This is a genomic window from Streptomyces sp. NPDC050535, assembly GCF_044457665.1.
Taxonomy (GTDB): domain Bacteria; phylum Actinomycetota; class Actinomycetes; order Streptomycetales; family Streptomycetaceae; genus Streptomyces.
Window position 1 is genome coordinate 106,040 of sequence record NZ_JBITHE010000003.1, and the last position, 18,690, is coordinate 124,729.

14 protein-coding genes are annotated in these 18,690 nt (G+C 69.6%); 4 read left to right on the forward strand and 10 right to left on the reverse strand.

Translation table 11 applies throughout. The features are described from left to right. Window positions 1-102 precede the first annotated feature (102 nt). The gene (locus tag ACIBLC_RS08540; RefSeq protein WP_399209997.1) at window positions 103-1,632 is read left to right on the forward strand and encodes a metallophosphoesterase; all 1,530 of its coding nucleotides are present in this window, start codon (window positions 103-105) and stop codon (window positions 1,630-1,632) included. A gap of 64 nt (window positions 1,633-1,696) precedes the next feature. On the opposite strand, the gene ACIBLC_RS08545 is transcribed toward ACIBLC_RS08540, so the two are convergent. From ACIBLC_RS08545 to ACIBLC_RS08575, 7 genes are all read right to left on the reverse strand, one after another. Continuing rightward, window positions 1,697-2,149, reverse strand: coding sequence for a phospholipase (locus ACIBLC_RS08545; RefSeq protein WP_399209998.1), 453 nt, complete (start codon window positions 2,147-2,149; stop codon window positions 1,697-1,699). A 252-nt stretch (window positions 2,150-2,401) separates the two neighbouring features. Next, a complete protein-coding gene (locus ACIBLC_RS08550) occupies window positions 2,402-3,001 on the reverse strand; it encodes a hypothetical protein (protein WP_399209999.1) in 600 nt (199 codons plus the stop codon). Window positions 3,002-3,200: 199 nt separating this feature from the next. Then, a complete protein-coding gene (locus ACIBLC_RS08555) occupies window positions 3,201-4,064 on the reverse strand; it encodes a MurR/RpiR family transcriptional regulator (RefSeq protein ID WP_399210000.1) in 864 nt (287 codons plus the stop codon). A gap of 144 nt (window positions 4,065-4,208) precedes the next feature. Continuing rightward, window positions 4,209-5,138: an ABC transporter substrate-binding protein gene (locus ACIBLC_RS08560; protein WP_399210001.1), complete on the reverse strand. Its 930-nt coding sequence runs from the start codon at window positions 5,136-5,138 to the stop codon at window positions 4,209-4,211. A 56-nt stretch (window positions 5,139-5,194) separates the two neighbouring features. Beyond that, window positions 5,195-5,884 carry an ABC transporter permease gene (locus ACIBLC_RS08565; RefSeq protein ID WP_399210002.1) on the reverse strand — a complete coding sequence of 230 codons (690 nt, stop codon included), beginning with the start codon at window positions 5,882-5,884 and terminating at the stop codon, window positions 5,195-5,197. Further along, window positions 5,881-6,546, reverse strand: coding sequence for an ABC transporter permease (locus ACIBLC_RS08570; protein WP_399210003.1), 666 nt, complete (start codon window positions 6,544-6,546; stop codon window positions 5,881-5,883). The genes ACIBLC_RS08565 and ACIBLC_RS08570 overlap by 4 nt, the downstream gene beginning before the upstream one ends. Further along, the gene (locus ACIBLC_RS08575) at window positions 6,543-7,856 is read right to left on the reverse strand and encodes an ABC transporter ATP-binding protein (RefSeq protein WP_399210004.1); all 1,314 of its coding nucleotides are present in this window, start codon (window positions 7,854-7,856) and stop codon (window positions 6,543-6,545) included. Before ACIBLC_RS08575 ends, ACIBLC_RS08570 begins: the two co-directional genes overlap by 4 nt. Before the next feature lie 251 nt (window positions 7,857-8,107). Between ACIBLC_RS08575 and ACIBLC_RS08580 the strand changes: the two genes are divergently transcribed. Both ACIBLC_RS08580 and hutH read left to right on the forward strand, forming a co-directional pair. After that, window positions 8,108-9,109: an ornithine cyclodeaminase family protein gene (locus ACIBLC_RS08580; RefSeq protein ID WP_399210005.1), complete on the forward strand. Its 1,002-nt coding sequence runs from the start codon at window positions 8,108-8,110 to the stop codon at window positions 9,107-9,109. Beyond that, on the forward strand, window positions 9,106-10,650 hold the full coding sequence (gene hutH, locus ACIBLC_RS08585; protein ID WP_399210006.1) for a histidine ammonia-lyase: 1,545 nt from the start codon (window positions 9,106-9,108) through the stop codon (window positions 10,648-10,650). Before ACIBLC_RS08580 ends, hutH begins: the two co-directional genes overlap by 4 nt. A 385-nt stretch (window positions 10,651-11,035) precedes the next feature. On the opposite strand, the gene ACIBLC_RS08590 is transcribed toward hutH, so the two are convergent. The 3 genes from ACIBLC_RS08590 to ACIBLC_RS08600 all read right to left on the reverse strand — a co-directional run bounded on the left by ACIBLC_RS08590 (window position 11,036) and on the right by ACIBLC_RS08600 (window position 17,024). Further along, complete coding sequence (locus ACIBLC_RS08590; RefSeq protein ID WP_399210007.1) at window positions 11,036-14,467, reverse strand: CARDB domain-containing protein; 3,432 nt, start codon at window positions 14,465-14,467, stop codon at window positions 11,036-11,038. Window positions 14,468-15,187: 720 nt separating this feature from the next. Next, window positions 15,188-16,099, reverse strand: a complete 912-nt coding sequence (locus tag ACIBLC_RS08595; RefSeq protein WP_399210008.1) for a S1 family peptidase — start codon at window positions 16,097-16,099, stop codon at window positions 15,188-15,190. 517 nt (window positions 16,100-16,616) lie between these two features. Continuing rightward, window positions 16,617-17,024 (reverse strand): MarR family winged helix-turn-helix transcriptional regulator, encoded by a 408-nt coding sequence (locus ACIBLC_RS08600; protein ID WP_399210009.1) that lies wholly within the window; start codon window positions 17,022-17,024, stop codon window positions 16,617-16,619. Between the two features lie 85 nt (window positions 17,025-17,109). Here ACIBLC_RS08600 and ACIBLC_RS08605 point away from each other — a divergent pair, with 85 nt between their 5' ends. Next, window positions 17,110-18,639, forward strand: a complete 1,530-nt coding sequence (locus ACIBLC_RS08605) for an MFS transporter (RefSeq protein WP_399210010.1) — start codon at window positions 17,110-17,112, stop codon at window positions 18,637-18,639. The last annotated feature ends 51 nt before the right edge of the window (window positions 18,640-18,690 follow it).

An 18,690-nucleotide genomic window follows, 5' to 3' on the forward strand; every position in this document is an offset into this window, starting at 1 on the left:
CCATCACGCCGAGCCGCGCCCGGACGGAGATGTCGCGTGCCATACCTGGTGCCGCCGTCGGTAACACCGCCGCTGTTCACTGCGCGTGGGCACCCGTCGGACATGCGCTGCTGCCTCTCCGCACCCCTCGCCGCCCTGTCCGCCCTGGCCGCCCTGCCCGCTCCCTACGAAGTCCTGCGCTCCGGCGCCCTCCTCGCCCCCGCCCTGCTGAGGGCCGCCCTGCACGGCACGGCGCACCAGAGCCGCCGCCATCCCCCCGACCTCCTCGCGGCCGTACACCTGGAACTGGTCACCCTGGCCGAGGACCGCGCCGTCATCACCTGGCACACCGGGATACCGGGCACCGACGACGGAACAGGCCACATGCTCCCCGCGGTCACCGAGGGCGAGGTCGTCTACGGCACCCACCCGACCCGGCTGAACCGCAGCGCCTCGGAGGTCCGGCCCACCGCGCACCACCATGTGGAGCTCACGGGCCTGGAGCCGGGGCAGACGTACTACTACCAGGCCCGCTCACGGGGCGTGGCCGCCACTCCCACCTCACTGCACCTCATCCGCGGCAACGCCGTCGGCACCAACCGCTACGGGCTCGGGACACGCGGAGGCCCGTACTCGTTCACCACCCCGCAACCCCCGCCCGGACGGCACCTGCTGACGATCGCCCTCTGCAACGACCTGCACGTCGGGGAGACCACCGCCGGTCTCGTCGGCGGCGTACCGCTGATGCGCGGAGTGTCACAGGAGGCGGGCCTCGCGCCGTACCCGGAGATCATGAGCCGGGCGGTGGTCGAGGAGGCCCGGCGTCGTGGGGCGGACGTGCTGCTGGCCGCCGGGGACATCTCGGCGGGCGGTGCGCCTCGGGACCTGGCCGAGGCCAAACGGATCCTGGACGGGTTCGGCGCGCACGGGCGGGACTACTTCGTCGTACGGGGGAACCACGACCGTCCCCGGCCCGGCCACGCCGACACGGACGCCTTCCGTACGGGGTTCCTCGGCGGCGGGGCACCCTCGTACTTCGCCCACGACCTCGGCGGACTGCGGATCATCGGGCTCGACACGTACGTGAAGGAGGGGCACGGCGCCGACGCGGGCGGGCTCGGCGCCGAGCAACTGTCCTGGTTCCAGGACCGGTTGAGGGAACAGTCGGATCAGCCCACCGTGGTGTTCGGCCACCATCCGCTGACCGTACGGGATTCCGTCTTCCCCGTGACCAGGGGACAGCAGCTCGGGCGGCGCCATGCCCGTGCCGTCCTCGACGCCTACGCCGCCGCCCCCGGCGTCTTCCTCCACCACGCCGGCCACACCCACCGCAACAAGCGGACCGTCCTGCCGCAGGCCCCGCATGTGACGTTGCAGGAGGTCGGCGCGGTCAAGGACTATCCCGGCGGCTTCTGTCTGCTCCGGATCCACACCGGCGGATTCGCCCTCAACCACTACAAGTCCAGCAGCGCGGCGGCTCGCGAATGGGGCGAGCGCAGTCGCCGGGTGGCGGCGGGGCTGTGGCCGCACCACGCTCTGGGCCGCTCGGTCGCCGACCGCAACAGCGTCACCGTCCACGATCTGTCCGGCATCAGCCGACCGGCACCCCGAACGGCCCTCCAGGACAGGCCTGGTGAGCCGGTGGCCGGCTGAGCGGATCGTCGACGAGTGCGGGACGCCGCATGAGCGGCGTCCCGGTTCTTCGCGGCCGACGGTCTCAGCCCAACAGCTTGACCGCCTGGTAGTACGTCCACGCCGTGCCGTTGCATGAAGTCAGCGTCGCGCCGCTGTAGTTGAGGCAGACGCGCTTGAGGTCTTCGTAGAAGGCGCTGTCGAGGCGCGACTTGTTGGTACTGAAGGTGCCCGCGGCCTTGTAGTTGCGGTAGCCGAAGTCGTGGCGGGCGCAGGACGTGGAGAAGGGGAAGCCGAACGGATTGTCCGGCGACGAGGAACAGTAGTCGGTGGACCAGTCGAACGCGTACGCGGACCAGGCAGCCTGGTTGGTGCGGGCGGCGTTCCAGGTGTTGTAGCTCGACGCGCTGGTCTGGGTCCAGTTCGACAGGACTTGGGGCTTGTCGGCGGGAGCCGCGTCGGCCGCTGTGGCGGTACCGACGACGGTGATCAGGGCCAGAGTTGAGGCGGCAAGGCCGGCGGCGAGTCTGCGGTGCATCCACACCTCCATGAGGCTGCGGCCCGTCCGTCGGACCGCAGGTTCATGTCAATATGATCGCCATCACCAGGGTGCCTTCACACCCCTGGTGGCCCACCAACTCTCCGCTGTGCCGGTGGATCGAAACGTGAACCGGCGTGAGGTCATCGAAGCGTGAACCGGCGGGAGTTCCGGGCGGGTTCACGCCCGTGGACGAAAAACGGCGGGGCGCGGAGATGGTTCCTCCGCGCCCCGCCGATCACGCGACGGCTGCTACGAGACGTCCGCCGGGCTGCCGGGAGCGGGGAGCGCCGGCAGTTCCGGAAGCGCCGGAACCGCGGAGGTCGCGCCGCCGAGGAGCCCCGTGACCAGGTCGAGCACCGGCGCCAGCAGGCCCGTCACCGAGCCCAGCACGGCGCCGAGGTCGAGCGAGGTCAGCCCCTTGACCAGTTCGTCGATCGCCGACCGGAGCTGGGCCACCAGATCGGAGACCGGGTCGGCGGCGGCCGCCGCCCGGTCCGCCGGGACGCCGGCCCGCTCATTCAGACGCTGCTGGAGGGACGTGTTCGCCGTCTCCACCGCCGTGGCGAGACCGGCCGCCTCGACCGCGTCGAGCGGGCCGGCCCCCCGCTGGGCGAGGGGGGACAGGGCATCCAGCAGGGGGGTGAGTTCGTCGGCGTGGTTCGCCCTGTCGAGTACGTCGAGCCGTTCCTGTACCGCTTCGGAGTCGGCGGAGGACCATGCCGCGGCAGCACCACCGGAAGCCGACCGGGATACGTCGACGGCGGCAGCGGCGGTGCCGAGCGGGCCGAAGACCAGGGCGGCGCAGACCAGAGGTGACAGGAGGAGTCCGCGGGAAACAAGGGAAGACATGCACAGTCCTTTCGAGAGCTGCTCTTGGGGCCACGGTGAGAACCGCCGCTCCTCCCCGCAACCGGTCACGCGTCCGCCGTACGGCCCCGCGCTTCGCCCATACGGCGCTGACCAGCACCTTCCGCCCACATGACGCGGCTGCTCCTCATCCGGCGGCATTCGGCTGTCAGGGGACGGGACCCGCCGACGGACGAACCGTTCAGTCGACGAACAGCCCTCGCGCCGCCGCCCGCGCGTCGAACTCCTCCAGTTGGACCTGAGCGTCCGGCAGGCAGTCGCACATCACCTCCAGGAGAACCTGGCCCAGCAGCATGGGGGCGCTCACCGTGTCGAAGACCAGGCCGGTGCCCACGGCGGCCGGAAGGAGCAGGTCGCTGTGCGCGGCCACCGGGGCGAACGTGCCGTCGGCGATCGTCACCACGGTCAGTCCCGTGTCGCGGGCATGGTCCAGCGCGTCGAGCAGTTCGCGCGGGTGGCGCGGCAGCGCGAAGCACAGCAGGGTGCTCGCCCCGGCGCGCCGGGCGCTGTCGATGCGGTCGACGAGCGACGAGCCGCCCTCGTCGAGCAGGCGTACGTCGGGATGCACTTTCGCGGCGAAGTAGGCGAAGCCGCCTGCCTGGGCGGCGGAGGCGCGTAGTCCGAGCACCGGCAGTGGCCGTGAGGCGGCGAGCAGCCGGCCCGCGCGTTCCAGGGGCCCGGCGTCGGCGAGATGGGACGCCAGTTGCCGCAGGTTGTCGATCTCGGCCTGGACCGCTTCCTGGTACTGGTTGCTCGGCCGCCCGTCCACGGCGACAGCGTCGGGCGCGACCTCCCGCAGGTGTCTGCGCAGCGCCGGATATCCGTCGAAGCCGAGGGCGGCGGCGAAGCGCGTGACCGACGGCTGGCTCACCCCGGCCAGTTGGGCCAGCTCCACGCTCGACAGGAAGGGCACGGCCGCGGCCTGCCGGACCAGGCAGTGCGCGATGCGGCGCTGGGTCGGAGTCAGCCGACGTCCCTCGAAGAGCTGGTGCAGGCGGGCGGACGCGCCCGGTGTACCGGCCTCGTCAGCGTCGCTCTCGCTCATCCCGATCCCCCAGCCGGTCGCGCCCGTCCCTCGCTCCTGCCCGGCGGAACTCACCGCAGGGCGGGCCGTGTCGGGGTGGTCGAGCCCACTCCGGCACCGCCCGCCCTGGATCGGCCTGCCCGGGGGACGCGGAGATCACCCCGGTCAGCCGGCGAGACCGGCCTCCGTCAGCCAGTCCTTGGCCACCGTGCTCGCGTCCTCCTTGTCGTTGACCAGCCTCTTCATCATCTCCAGCAGGTCCTCGGTGGTGAGCTTGGCGGAGACACCGTTGAGCGCGGCCTGGGCCGTGTCGTTGACCGCCGACTTGTAGACCAGGGGCGTGACGTTCTGCGAGGAGAAGAGGTTCTTCGGGTCCTCCAGCACCACCAGCTTGTCCTCGATGATGGCCGGATCGGTGGTGTAGATGTTGGCGGCCTGCACCTTGTCCGACTTCAGCAGGTCGATCAGCGTGCTCTGCGCGCCCGCGTCGAGCGGCTGGAACTTGCCGAACTCGACCCCGTAGACGGTCTTCAGACCGACGCCGCCCTGGGTGCGGGTCTTGAACTCGGAGCCGGCGCCGATCGTCATGTCGCCCGCGACGGGCTTGAGGTCGGCAAGCGTCTTGAGGTTGTACTTCTCCGCGGTCTCGGGGGTGACCGTGACCGAGTCCTTGTCCTCGGCCGCCGCGGAGTCGAGTATCTCGACCGACGACGGGAGCTTCGCCTTCAGCTCGGCGTTGATGTCCTCGGTGCTGGTCGCGGTGCTCTTCTCGTCGACCGCGACGGCCAGCAGCGCGCCGTTGTACTCGGGGAAGACGCTGATGCCGCCCTTGACGATCTGGTCGTAGTAGACCTCGCGGGCACCGATGTCGAACTTGCGGGTCACCTTCAGGTCCTTGGCCTCCAGGGCCTGGGCGTAGATCTCGGCGAGGAGCTGGTTCTCGGGGAAGTTCGCCGAGCCGACGACGAGGGCCTTGCCGTCGCTGTCACCGCTGCTTCCCGACAGCGGATTGTCGTCGCTGTCGCCGCTGCCGCAGGCGCTCAGCGACAGTGCGGCGATCAGGCCGAACGCGGCGCCACGGAAGATGCCTCTCATGGGTTTTTTCCTTTCTCATGAGCCAACGGGCTCAGAAACGCATGAACTGTGAGAACTCAGGTCCTGGTCGCGGGGCCTTGGAGGCCCGGCGAGACCAGGAAGCGCCGCAGAGCGGTGAAGAGCACCTGGACGATGAGGGCCAGCACGACCACGACAGTGGAGCCGCCGATGACCAGTTCGTAGTCGTTGCGGGCGAGACCGTCGACGATGAAGCGGCCGAGGCCTCCCAGACCTGGATAGGCGGCGATGGTCGCGGTGGCCACGACCTGGATCGCGGCGACCCGCAGTCCGAGCAGGATCAGCGGCAGCGCCATCGGCGCCTCCACCTTTACCAGCACCTCCCACTCGGTCATCCCCACCCCGCGTGCGGCGTCGCGGGTGTCGGCGTCCACCCCCCGTACGCCTTCGAAGGTGTTGATGAGGATCGGCGGGACCGCGAGCGCGACCAGGGCGACCAGGACGGGTGTGGTGCTGAGTCCGGCGAGCGTGACGACGAGGACCACCAGGCCGAAGGTGGGGATCGCGCGGGCGAGGTTCGCGACGCTGGCGACGGCGAAGGCCCCGCGGCCGGTGTGGCCGACCAGCAGTCCGAACGTGAGCCCGATCAGGGCGGCGAACAGCAGCGAGATACCGCTGTACGTGAGGTGTTCCAGGAGCCGATGCGGGATTCCCTCGTCGCCCTGCCACTGCTCCGAGGACGTCAACCAGTCCCCCACCAGCCGGAGTTGGTTCACGAGATCGTTCATGCCGCCGCCCCCTTGCCGCGGGCCCACGGGGTGAGCAGACGCTGCGCGAGGACCAGGACGGCGTCGGTGGCGAGCGCGAGCAGCATGATCAGCACGATCGCGGTAATGATCGGGGTCGGGAAGTCGAGTTGGAGCCCCCGGGTGATGTAGAAGCCGAGGCCGCCCTGTCCGATGAGTTGTCCCACGGCGACGAGGCTGATGGACGAGACGGCGGCGACGCGTACGCCGGCCACGACGACCGGTACGGCGATGGGCAGTTCGACCTGGACGACACGGCGTACCGTGCTGAATCCCATCGCGGTGGCCGCCTGCCTGACCGGTTCGGGGACCGAGGCGAGCCCGTCCACGACGTTGGGCACCAGGACGGACAGGGTGTAGAGCGTCAGCGGGATCATCACCGTGCGTTCGGTGAGCCCCGTGTAGCGGACGAAAATCATGAACATGGCCAGCGACGGGATCGCGTACAGCACGTTGGTGACGGTCAGGACCGGTGGGTAGAGCCATCGCCAACGATGGCAGAGGATGCCGAGCGGCACCGAGATGACCAGGCCGAACAGCACTGGCAGCAGGCCGAGTTGCAGATGGACACCGGTGTAGTGGGCCAGTTCGTCGACATGATCTCCGATCCAGTCCCACCGGATCAGTGGCTCCCCGTCGTTCATCGCTCACCACCGCCCGCGGGGTCGGTGTCCTGCTCGTCGCCGGCCGTTGATCTGGTGACTGTGCCGTTCACGGCCGGCTTCGCGTCGGCCGGCTCTCCGGCAACTGGCTTTGCGGTGGCCGCCTTTACGACGGCCTGCTCTCCGCCAGCCGGCCCGGCCGCGGCAGTCTTGGCCGTGGCCATCGCGTCCGTGGCTATCGCGTCCGCGGCCGTCCCGTCCGCCGTGTCGTCGGCCATCGCCGCCGACAGCTCGTACGCGTCCGCGACGCCGATGACGGCGCCCTCCCCGTCCACGCCCACCGCGAGCCGGGAGGGCGACAGGAGCGCCGCGTCGAGGGCGGCCCGCGCCGAGTCGTGGACGAGGCTGAAGGTGTGGCCGAGGGGAGTCAACGGCACCTCCGCGAGGGTGCCCCCCGTCGGCAGCTCGGCGACCGCGGCCCAGCCGAGGGGACGCCGTTCACCGTCGACGACGAGCACCCACGGCTCGGCCGCGGCCCGGGCCCGTGCCACGGAAGTGGTCGCCGCCAGCACCGGACCGTCACGCAGCGGCAGGTCGGCCGCCTTGACGAAGGACAGCCGGCGGATACCGCGGTCCTGGCCCACGAAGTCGGCCACGAAGTCGTCGGCGGGATGGGCGAGGAGCCGCTCGGGGGTGTCGAACTGCGCGAGCTTGCCGCCGGTACGGAACACCGCGATGTTGTCGCCGAGCTTGATCGCCTCGTCGATGTCATGGGTGACGAAGACGATCGTCTTGTGCAGCTCCTTCTGGAGCCGGATGAACTCGGCCTGCAGCTCTCCGCGCACGATCGGGTCGACCGCGCTGAACGGCTCGTCCATCAGCAGGACCGGCGGGTCGGCACCGAGCGCCCTGGCCACCCCGACACGCTGCTGCTGCCCGCCGGAGAGCTGGTACGGATAGCGCTTGGCCATCTCGCCCGGCAGCCCCACCAGTTCCAGCAGCTCCGCCGCCCGCACCCGGGCCTTCTTCCGGCTCCAGCCGAGCAGCAGGGGCACCGTCGCTATGTTGTCGAGGATGGTGCGGTGCGGGAAGAGACCGGCGTGCTGGATCACGTAACCGATGCCGCGGCGCAGCTCCGGGGCGTGGATCTCGCGGATGTCCCGGCCTCGCAGGCTCACCGTCCCCGCCGTCGGCTCCACCATCCGGTTGACCATGCGCAGCGTCGTGGTCTTGCCGCAGCCGGAGGGGCCCACCAGGACCGTGATGCCGCCCTCGGCCAGTTCCAGGGACAGCTCGTCCACGGCCGTCGTGCCGTTTGGATAGTTTTTGCTCACCGCGTCGAACCTGATCAAGGCTGCCCCTTACCCCGACTGCATATGGTCATGCAGAGTTGCCGGTGACTGAATAGCAGTCAATGCTCTTTCGTAAACGGCGCGTTACGTTCCTGCGAAGCCGTAGCCGAGGCGCCCGGATTCTCCAAATTTGTTATGAAATGCGCCTTTCCATGTAAACCACAACCGCTTTGATAGTTGCCTCGACAGGCTTGTTTCGGCCACACCGCCGACGTCGTACCGTCCGCCATCCCCACCTAGGGAGCCACCTCATGGAACCGGTCCGGTTCACATTCCTGAACGGCTCGGACATCGAGCGGCTTCAGCTGTCCGACTCCGAGGTGCTCGACGCCGTCGAGCAGGGGCTGCTCGCCCAGGGCCGCGGAGAGACGGTCATCGAACCGCGTGTGCACCTGACGCCCGATCCCGCGTTCAACGGGCACTTCAACGTGCTGCGCGGCTATGTCGCCCCGCTCGGGCTGGCCGGGGTCAAGATCGTGGGCGACTACGTCGACAACTACAAATCGGGGCTCCCCTCCGAAATGGCGCTGCTCAACCTCTTCGACCCGCGCACCGGCATGCCGGTCGCCATTCTCGACGCCACCGCGATCACCGAGATGCGCACCGGTGCCCTCACCGCGCTCGGGGCACGCCATCTGGCCCGCCCCGATGCCAAGGTGCTCGGTCACATCGGCGCCCGCGCCACGTCGTACTGGAACGTCCGCCTGCTGGACCGGATCTTCGACCTCACCGAGATACGCGTGCACTCGCGCCGGCCCGAGAGCCGCAAGGCCTTCGCCGAGCGGCTGGAGCGCGACCTCGGGAAGCCAGTCATCGTGACCGAGGACTGGCAGTCCTGTGTCGAGGGCGCGGACATCGTGGTGGAGGCCTCCCGGCTGGAGCGTCCGGAGCCGCTGCTGAAGACCGAGTGGATCGCCCCGGGTGCCCTGGTCGTTCCGTACGGAACGATGAGCGCGGTCGAACTCTCCCTCACCGACGTGATGGACAAGATCGTCGTCGACGACTGGGGCCAGTGCCGGTCCGGGCCGTTCGGCGCGCTGCGCGCCCATGTCGAGTCCGGCAGGCTCAGCGAGGAGACCCTGCACGGCGAGCTGTGCGAGATCGTCGTCGGCGACAAACCCGGCCGTGAACGCGCCGAGGAGACCACGCTCTTCTGGCACCGCGGACTCTCGCTCTCCGACATCGCGCTGGGAGCCGCCATGCTGGCGAAGGCCCAGGCACGCGGCCTCGGTCAGAAGCTGCGGTTCTCATGACGGGCGCGGCCCCCGCCGGACCGGTCGTCGTCGACGGACGAACGCTCACCTGCGCGGACTTCGTCGCGGTGGCCCACCGCGGCGCCCGAGTAACCCTGGCTCACGAGGTGTTCCCGCGGCTGGTGCGCGAGCGCGCCGTCGTCGATGACATCGTCGACCGCCACGTGCCGACGTACGGGCTGACCACGGGGCTTGGCAGCCGGTCCTCGTACGCGTTGCCACGCGCGGAACTCACGGCGTTCAGTGTCCGTACCGTCCGAGGGCGCGCCAACGCCGTCGGCGATCCGCTGCCGGTCCCCGTCGTACGCGCCGCCCTTCTCGCCCGGGTGAACGGGATCGCAAGCGGTGGCAGTGGCGTGCGGCCCGAGATCCTGGACGCGCTCGTCGGGCTGCTCAACTCGCGTGTGCATCCGGTGATTCCGGAGGTCGGCTCGATCGGTGCGTCCGACCTGTGCCAGATGGCCCATGTCGGTCTGGCCGTCATCGGTGAGGGGCGTGCCGAGTTCTCCGGTGAGGTGCTGGACGGCGCCACGGCACTGCGGCGGGCCGGGCTCACCCCGGTGGAGCTGGGTCCCAAGGACGGCCATGTCCTGTGCAGCGCAAGCCCGTTGGCCGCGGGAAACGGCGCCCTCGCGCTCCACGAGGCGGCGGCCGTCCTCCTGCTCGGCCAGGCGGTCACCGCGCTGACCTTCGAGGGTTTCCGGGCGAACACCAGCCCCTTGGACGCCCGCGTGCTGGACCTGCGTCCCGCGCCGGGTCAGTCACTGGCGGCGCGGGAGCTGCTCGCCCTGCTGAGCGGTGGCGAGTTGGGCGACCCCAGGCACGCACGGCGGGTCCAGGACCCGGTCAGCCTGCGGTGCGCGGCCCAGGTGCACGGCGCTCTGCACGCCGCACTCGACTTCGCCACGGCCGCACTGGCGCCGGAACTCAACGGCTGCGGCGACAATCCGGTGGTGCTGGCCGACACCGGTGAGATCCTCTCGTCCGGCAACTTCCACACCCCGGCGCTGGCCCTGGCCTTCGACACCCTCGCGCTGGCCCTGACACAGACGGCCGCGATCTCCGCCGAACGCATGCGTCGGCTGCTCAACCCCGGCGTCAGCGGCCTGCCCGCGAACCTCACCTCGTACGGCCCCGAGCGCTCGGGTTTCGCACCTCTGACCAAGACGGCACAGGCGCTCGTCGCGGAGATCCGCATGCTGTCCGCACCGGTGTGCAACGACCCCCGCCACGGCGCGGACGCCGTCGAGGACGACTCGACCAACGCGGCTCTCGGAGCACGCCGACTGACGACCATGCTCCTTCGGCTGCGTCAACTCCTCGCGGTGGAGGCCTTGGTGGCCGCGCAGGCCGTGGACCTGGCCGCGCCCGCCGCCCTGGGGCAGGGGCCCGCGCTCCTGCACCGCACGATCCGTGAGCTCGTCCCCCGCCTGGACGACGACCGGCCCTGCGGGGCGGACGTGGAGCGGGTGAGTCGCGACGTCCTGGAGTCCGAAGACGTTCGAAGTGCCTTGCGCGCCATGGTGGGAGGAGTGACGTGACCAACATCGACGTACACCAGCATCCGGGGAGTGCGCGGCCCGGGCACTCCGCCCTGCCGCGTTCGTCGACACCACCGCGCTCGGACCGCACCGGACCCGGGTCGTACGTCTGCTGTGGCGTAACGACAACTCCGAGGCATGGCGCAACACTTGGCTGGAGTCGCGCGACACCGGCTACCACGATCCTCAGGGGTCCCGCGTCGGCGTGTGAGTACTCGAAGTCGAGGACTCGCCCGTAAGTCTCGACTGCTCGACGCGCTCAACTCGATCGGCGCCTGACCGTGCGTCCAGGCGCCGGTCGCGGTGCCGGTGTTGCCCACGCGCCGATGGGCCCGCTCCCTTTCCGGAGCGGGCCCATCAACTGTGCTGCTGCGAACGGGAAGCCTTACGGCTGCCGGTTCTGGGGACTCACTGACGTGACGCCCTGGTTGATCACGAACTGCGAGCCGGGTTCGACGAGGATGTCGCCGTCGCGCGAGTTGGTGATGGTGACGTTGCTGAGAGTGGCGTTGCCTCGGGCGCCGCTCATGGCGAGGATGCCTGAGCCGTTGTTCGACTTGTCGATGGTGACATTGGTGATCTGGACGTTCGGCATCGAGCCGCCACCGGTCTTGAACTGGATGCCGTCGTAGGTCGAGTCGCGGATGTCGGTGTCGCGGATGACGACCCCTGGAATGTTCTGGCCCTGGGCGAACAGGGTGATGGCCCCGAACTCCTGGTCCTCGTTCCAGAACGCACCGCCGGTGCGGTACAGCCCGTTGTTGGCGATGAGCGTCTGCCCGGAGAAGGGCAGCGGGTCGTGGTCGGTCGCCAGCATGATGCCCGGGTAGTTCATCGTGTCGTAGATCAGGTTGTTCTCGATGGTGTTGCCGTAACCGCCGTAGACGGCTATGCCGTTGGCCCGCCACGGCAACTGGATCGTGTTGTTGCGGAAGTGGTTATCGTGGCCGACGTCGACCGCCTGGTCCTTGACGTACTTGCTCGCCCACACGGCGAGCGCGTCGTCACCGTTGTTGCGGAACGAGGAGTTCTCCACAGTGGAGTTGCGGGTGCCGTTGGCGAAGTTGATGCCGTCGGCGTAGGTGTCGCGGACCCGCATCCCGGTGAACGACAGCCGGTCACCGGGGCCCCAGAGCTCGGGGATGTTGCTGTAGTCGCGCCCCACCCAGACCCCGACGTTGGCGTGCTCGATCCACACGTTGCTGATCTTCGTGTCCTGGCCGAAGCGGCCGTTGAGACCGACGCCGCCCTCGGCGTTGCCGTCGCCGCCCCGAATGGTGCCCGAGCCGAAGATGGCGATGTCCGAGATCTTGGTGTTGTCGTCGATGTCGAACCCGAAGTTGCCCTCGTGCGGGTGGTTTATGCCGCCCGCCTGGTGGGGCGGGGTGAGGGTGTAGAGCTGCGAGTGCCACATGCCCGCACCGCGGATGGTGACGTCGCTGATGCCCACCTGGTTGTACTCGCCCCGGTTGAGCGGGTCGTCGGTGAGGATCTTCTGCTCCTGGCGCCACTGGCCCGACGGAATCCACACGCAGTCGATCTGCCCGTTCTGGTCGGCGGTCACCGCACGCTGGATGGCGTCCGTGTCGTCGATGCCGTCGTTCGGGACGGCCCCGTACTGCGTGATCGAGACGCAGCCGGCCGGCTGCGCGGTGGGCGGTGCCACCTGCTCCAGGTCGATCAGGTCGACGATGTAGAAGGACGCGGTGTCACCGGCGTCGCGCTGCAACCGGAAGGTGGTGCCCGCCGGGTAACTCTGCGAGAGCAGCGCGTTCGACTCGTCGAAGAGCCTGCGCGCGTCGGCCTGCGGGGTGTTGGTGAGCCCCTCGGGCTGGTCGGTGTTCCCGTACAGCCAGCTGTGCTTGGAGCTCAGGTTGAGTTTCCGTACGAAGGTGCCGTTCGCGTAGAGACTCAGGGTGGCCTCGGTGCCCCCGCCGCTCGCCGCGTCCGGGATCGAGTTGCGTACGACGATCGAGTTGGCCGGGCTCGTGGAGGTGAACTGCACGTACTGGCCGGTGGAGTTGAGGCGCACCGACGCACGGCCCGAGGACTCGGTCGCGAAGTTGGTGTGACCGAAGGTCCGCTGCTGATCGGTCGTCAGAAGGGTTCCCTGGTAGGTCCCTTCCTCTGCCTCGTACTCGACGTACGGCACCGCGGCACCGCGGCCGACCACGATCGAGCGGGAGAAGATGTTGTTGCCCTCGTTGGTCTCGGTGACGGTGTTCGTGGCGTCCGCGGTCGCGGTGAGCACGCTCGCACCGCTGGTGGCGGTCCATGTCCCGCCGATGGTGACGTTGGCGGTGGCACCCGCGGCTATAGCACCCGCCGTGCCGTTGAGTGTCGTACTCCCCGCCTGGACGCGTGCCACGGAACCGGCGGACGCTGCCGAGGTGCCGCGGTTGTGCACCGAGACGGTGAAGGACACGGCCGCGCCCGCCGCCGGGCTGGCGGGGTTGGTCGCGATGCCGCTGACCTCGAGGTCGGGGCCGGGGCTCTGGGCGACGGTCAACTTGGTAGCCGCGGTACGGCTGTTGTTGGTGCTGTCGGTCTCGGGCACGGTGTCCGTCGGGTCGACCACGGCGGAGACCGTGTAGCTGCCGGTGGCCCGCTTGCCCACGGCCGCGGAGACGGTTTCGGAGGCACCCGCCGCGAGTGCGCCGACCGGGGCGCTGCCGGCGACGGTGCCGTCCAGGCTGACGTTCACCGTGGTGGCGGGTGAGGCGGCCGTGCCGGAGTTGCGTACCGTCGCGCGGACCGTGACGGTGTCCGACTCGGTGGGTGACGCCGGCGTCCAGGTCAGGTCGGTGACGACGAGGTCGGGGTTCGGGGCCGCGGCGCCGATGACCTCGAACTCCGCGACCTGCGCGCCGAATCCGCTCGAATTGCGCGCGAACCTCACACGCACGTCGGTGTACCGGCCGGTGACCGGGATCGTCACCGTGTTGGCGTTCGAGGCGGGGTTGAAGGTGTAGTCGGCGGCGGCCTTTATCGAGGTGAAGGCGCTGGCGGACTGCTCACGCGCGAGAACCTCGATGTTCTGCGTCCTGGTCGCCCAGGCCGCGTCGGGGTTGAGCTTCAGGGTGATCCCACTGAGGTCCGCGTTCGCGCCCAGTTGGGTCGTCAGCGTCGCGGGGTGGCCGTTGGACTCCCAATAGGTTCCCACCTGCCCGTCGTTGGCGTTGGTCGCCGTGAACGACTGGACCGACGACGAGGCCTCGATCGGTTTGTTGAGCGAGAGGTTGGTTCCGTCGACGGGCGGCTCCTCGGGATCGCCTCCTCCGTCGGTGCCGTAGACCTCGACCTCGGACAACTGGGCCGCGCTCCAGCCGGTGTTGGCGGTCACCTGTACACGGACATGGCGCACGCTGCGGGCGGTGAAGTCCACGGTGACAGTGTTGGCGCCGGCCGGGTCGAAGCGACGGGCCGCCGAGCCGGACAGGGAGGTGAAGGTGGATCCGTCGGTACTGCCCTCGACGGCGAGGGTCTCGGTCCTGGCCTCCCAGGTGGTGGGCAACTTCAGGACGACCTGGTTGGCCTCGACGGTCCCGCCCAGGTCGACGCGTATCCACTGCGGGAACGACCCGGCCGGGCCTTCCCAGTAACTCTGCTGACTGCCGTCGGTGACGTTCGTGGCGGGATAGCCGCTGTTGGACCCGCTGGTCGTGGCGCTCTTGCCGAGCGCCAGATTGGGTCCGCGGACAGCGGCTGGTTCGGCGGCCGTTCCGGCGGCCGCGGTGCCGGGTTGGAGACCGACGGTGACCAGGCTGGCGAAGAGCAGCCCAATGGTCGTCCGTAGGCCGAATCGCTTCCGTCTCATGGCGTCCTCGTTCCATGGCAGGGGGACGACGGGGGGAGCGTGCTGCGAGAGGTGAAGAGGTGCCGACTGGGGCCGGCAGGTCAACGGTGAAGCGCGAAGGTACGCGAGGTGGCAGGGGTGGACCTGGGTCCGCCTGCCGAGGATTACCGCCATGTAGTCGGTAATTTGCGTGATTCGATCAGAACTTTGCTCTCGAAGGACAGATTTCTGGCTTCACTTCCGTTTGTCAATGGCATGAGCACGACGGCCCATCGTGGGTTGAGCTTGGGGGCGACGAGAGGGCCGGGGAGGCCACCGTCAACTGAGGTCGCGCGCGGCCGGTCAGGCGGCGAGGCCCGGAGGGTGACGTGGCGAGGCCCGGCGTGTGACACGGGGAAGCCCGGCGTGTGACACGGAGAGCGGGGTGGGCGATACGGGGAACGGGTGGGCGATACGCCGAAAGGCCCACCGGGCGACGACATGCGCCGACGCGTGCTGCCGCCTTCGTGGAAGCCCCCGCGGCTTCCCGAACGCCATGGCGACGAGGCGTGTTCAGCGACCAGCCCGCTGCTCGGAGGCATGGGGCACCGGGGCGGTCACGGGAGTACGGTCACGGGACGGCGCGATGCCGATCGGGCCTGGGCCGAACGGTCTTGGCAGCAGCCGTGGGCGCCCCCACCCTCGCTCCCGACGGCGCGCGGGCCCGAAGTTGAGGTTACTTCGGGTGCGTCCGACGCTCCGTCAGTAGACCGACAACCCGTAGGCGCTCAGCACTTCTTGGATCGGCTGGTAGTAGGTGGTCCCGCCCGAGGTGCAGTTCCCGGAGCCGCCGGAGAGGATGCCGATGACCTTGTCGCCCGCGTAGAGCGGGCCGCCGCTGTCCCCCGGCTCTGCGCAGATGTTCGTCCGGATCAACCCGTAGACGACGTCTCCGCTCGCGTAGTTGACTGTCGCGTTCAGTGCGGTGACCACGCCGCATCGGACACCGGTGGTCGCTCCCCGACGGCACACACTCTGGCCGACGTAGGCGGTCGCGGTGCCTGTGATGTCGACGGTTCCGATGGTGCCGGGGCGTGGCACGGCCGAGTTGGAGTACCGGACGACGCCGAAGTCGTCGCCGGGAAAACTGGCGCCCGTGGTGGGGCCGATCAGCATCGTCATGGCGGAACTGGTGTACCAGGTGGGCAGGTTGTCGGTGCAGTGGCCGGCGGTGACGAAGTAGTAGGTGGAGCCGCTTTGCACGTTGACCCCCGCCGAGCAGCGCCAACCGGAGGCATAGATGCCGTCGCCGCCAGAGACGAGAGTGCGCAGCCGCCCCTCGAGCCGTTCGACGGTCACGGCACCGGCGAAACGGTCGTTGACCTGGCGGAGTCCGACCAGGTCCGCAGCCGCGACCGTGGAATCAGCGAGCACCCGCAGCTTCCCGGTGCGCTCGTCGACGGTCCAGGTCGTCCCGGCGATACCCAGGGATTCGACGGCCGAGGTCGCACCGGCCACCGAGGCGGCGGACGGTGCGGGGCGGGCCGTCGGCGCGGCGGTCGCGTCGGGGCCGGACACCGCCAGCGCCACCACCACGAGCAGGCTCGACACCGAGGCGACCAGCCGGGAACGGGTCATGACGCGGGAACGGGTCGTCGTCGTACGGGCTCTCATCACCGAATCTCCCCCGAAGAACGGTCGGTCAGGTCCGGGCTCGCCCCACTGATCACCGGGCGCCCGACTGATCACCAGGCGTGCCGTGCCTCCGTGCTGCTGCTGGTGCTGGTGCGTGAGCGGTTGCGAAGGCCGCGCCCGTACCCGACATCCCTCCGGGGACACGTGACGGCACGCGGGACACGACCCCATAGCGCCCGCGAGCCCCGCTCCAGCCAGACCAACGCCTCATTGTCCCCGGCAACGCCCGGCCGCGGATAGGCCAACTCCGGCCGACATGAGCTCGAACAACGCTGCTCGAACGCCTGGGCCGTACCCGCACGTTGGTATCGGGCGGCACGACGGCGGCGCTCGGAATGCCGCCCGGAGCACCCGTGATCGGGTTCATGGCCGACTGACTCGTCGTCGACCGAGGCCCGGTCACCATCGGCCGAGGCCCGTCGGACAGCACTAACCCCCGAGCCGCCCGACTCGGCACCTACCCACCCCGGACAGCCACCCAGGACAGACCGAGCCGTCAGTCCCCCGGGTCCTGGCCCGCCAGCATCCGCGTCAGCACCGCGCGCTGCACCGGCAGCACCTCGCCGTGCAGGTCGCGCCCCTTCGGTGTGAGGCAGACGCGCACACCGCGACGGTCCTCCGGGCACATCCCGCGCGTCACGAGACCGTCCCGCTCCAGTCGGGCGATCAGCCGGGACAGCGCGCTCTGGCTCAGGTGGACGTGATCGGCGATCTCCTGCACACGGTAAGAGGCACCGCCGTCCGCCGCCGCGCCCTCGGCCAGCACGTCGAGCACCTCGAAGTCGCTGGCCCCGAGGCCGTGCCGGTGCAGTTCGCGGTCCAGCTCGCAGAGAGTGCGCGCATGCACCGCGAGGATGTCGCGCCACTGGTTCACGAGCCCCTGCTCGGCCTTCTTCGCCGCCATGGGCGCACCGTAGCAAACAATCCGGTTTGTTGCATCGACATTAAATGCATTTGCATTCAATGCATGCGCATGTACTGTCTCCGGCATGACCTCTCCGCTCACCACCTCCGCGACCGAGGGACGCTGGACCCCTCGGCTGTGGGGCACCCTGCTGGTGCTCTGCGCCGCGATGTTCCTGGACGCGCTGGACGTGTCGATGGTCGGCGTCGCGCTGCCGTCCATCGGTTCCGAACTCGACCTCTCCACCTCGACGCTCCAATGGATCGTCAGCGGCTACATCCTGGGATACGGCGGCCTGCTCCTCCTCGGCGGACGCACCGCCGACCTGCTCGGCCGCCGTCAGGTGTTCCTCGTGGCCCTGGGTGTCTTCGCGCTCGCCTCGCTGCTCGGCGGACTCGTCGACTCGGGCCCGCTGCTCATCGCCAGCCGCTTCATCAAGGGCCTGAGCGCGGCGTTCACCGCGCCCGCGGGCCTGTCGATCATCACCACGACCTTCGCCGAGGGCCCACTGCGCAACCGCGCCCTGTCGATCTACACCACCTGCGCCGCCACCGGCTTCTCGATGGGCCTGGTCCTTTCCGGCCTGCTCACCGAGGCCAGCTGGCGCCTCACCATGCTGCTCCCTGCACCCATCGCCCTGATCGCGCTGTTCGCCGGCCTGAAACTCCTGCCGCACAGTGAGCGCGAGAAGGACCACAACGGCTACGACATCCCCGGCGCGGTCATCGGCACCGCGTCGATGCTGCTTCTCGTCTTCAGCGTCGTAGAGGCACCGGAGAGCGGCTGGGCCTCGGCCCGTACGCTGTTGTCCTTCCTCGCCGTCGCCGTCCTGCTGACCGTCTTCGTGCGGATCGAGCAGCGGTCGGCCGGTCCGCTGGTCAGACTCGGCGTACTGCGTTCCGGCGACCAACTCCGCGCCCAACTCGGTGCGATGACGCTCTTCGGCTCGTACGTCGGATTCCAGTTCCTGGTGACTCTGTACATGCAGTCCCTGCTCGGCTGGTCGGCGCTGCACACCGCGCTCGCCTTCCTGCCCGCGGGCGCGATCGTCGCCCTGTCCGCGACGAAGATGGGTGCGATCGTCGACCGGTTCGGCACTCAGCGACTGATCGCCGTGGGCTTCGTGCTGATGATCGTCGGGTACGCGCTGTTCCTGCGGGTCAGCCTCGACCCGGGGTACGCGACGCTGATCCTGCCGTCGATGGTGCTGATCGGAGGGGCCTTCGCGCTGATCTTCCCCTCGCTCAACATCCAGGCCACCAACGGCGTGGACGACCATGAGCAGGGCATGGTCTCCGGCCTCCTCAACACCTCGGTACAGGTCGGCGGTGCGATCTTCCTGGCCGTCGTGACGGCGGTCGTGGCCGCGAACTCCTCCGGCGGTTCCTCGCCTCAGGCCGTCCTGGACAGCTACCGGCCCGGCCTGATGGTGGTGACGGCGATCGCCTTCGTTGGCCTGCTGATCAGCCTGCCGGGGCTGCGGACCCGGCGGTCGCCGGAGTCCCTCGTGGTCGTCAAGTCCGTTCAGGGCGTGCGGTCAGGGCAGGGGGAGGCCGTTCAGGCACAGTCCACCCAGGAGGAGGCGGGCGCGGAGCGCGTGGCGGTCCGCGACTGAGGGGCGCCTCAACGCGTGGGCCCGGCGGGCTTCTTGCCCCGCCGGGCCCAC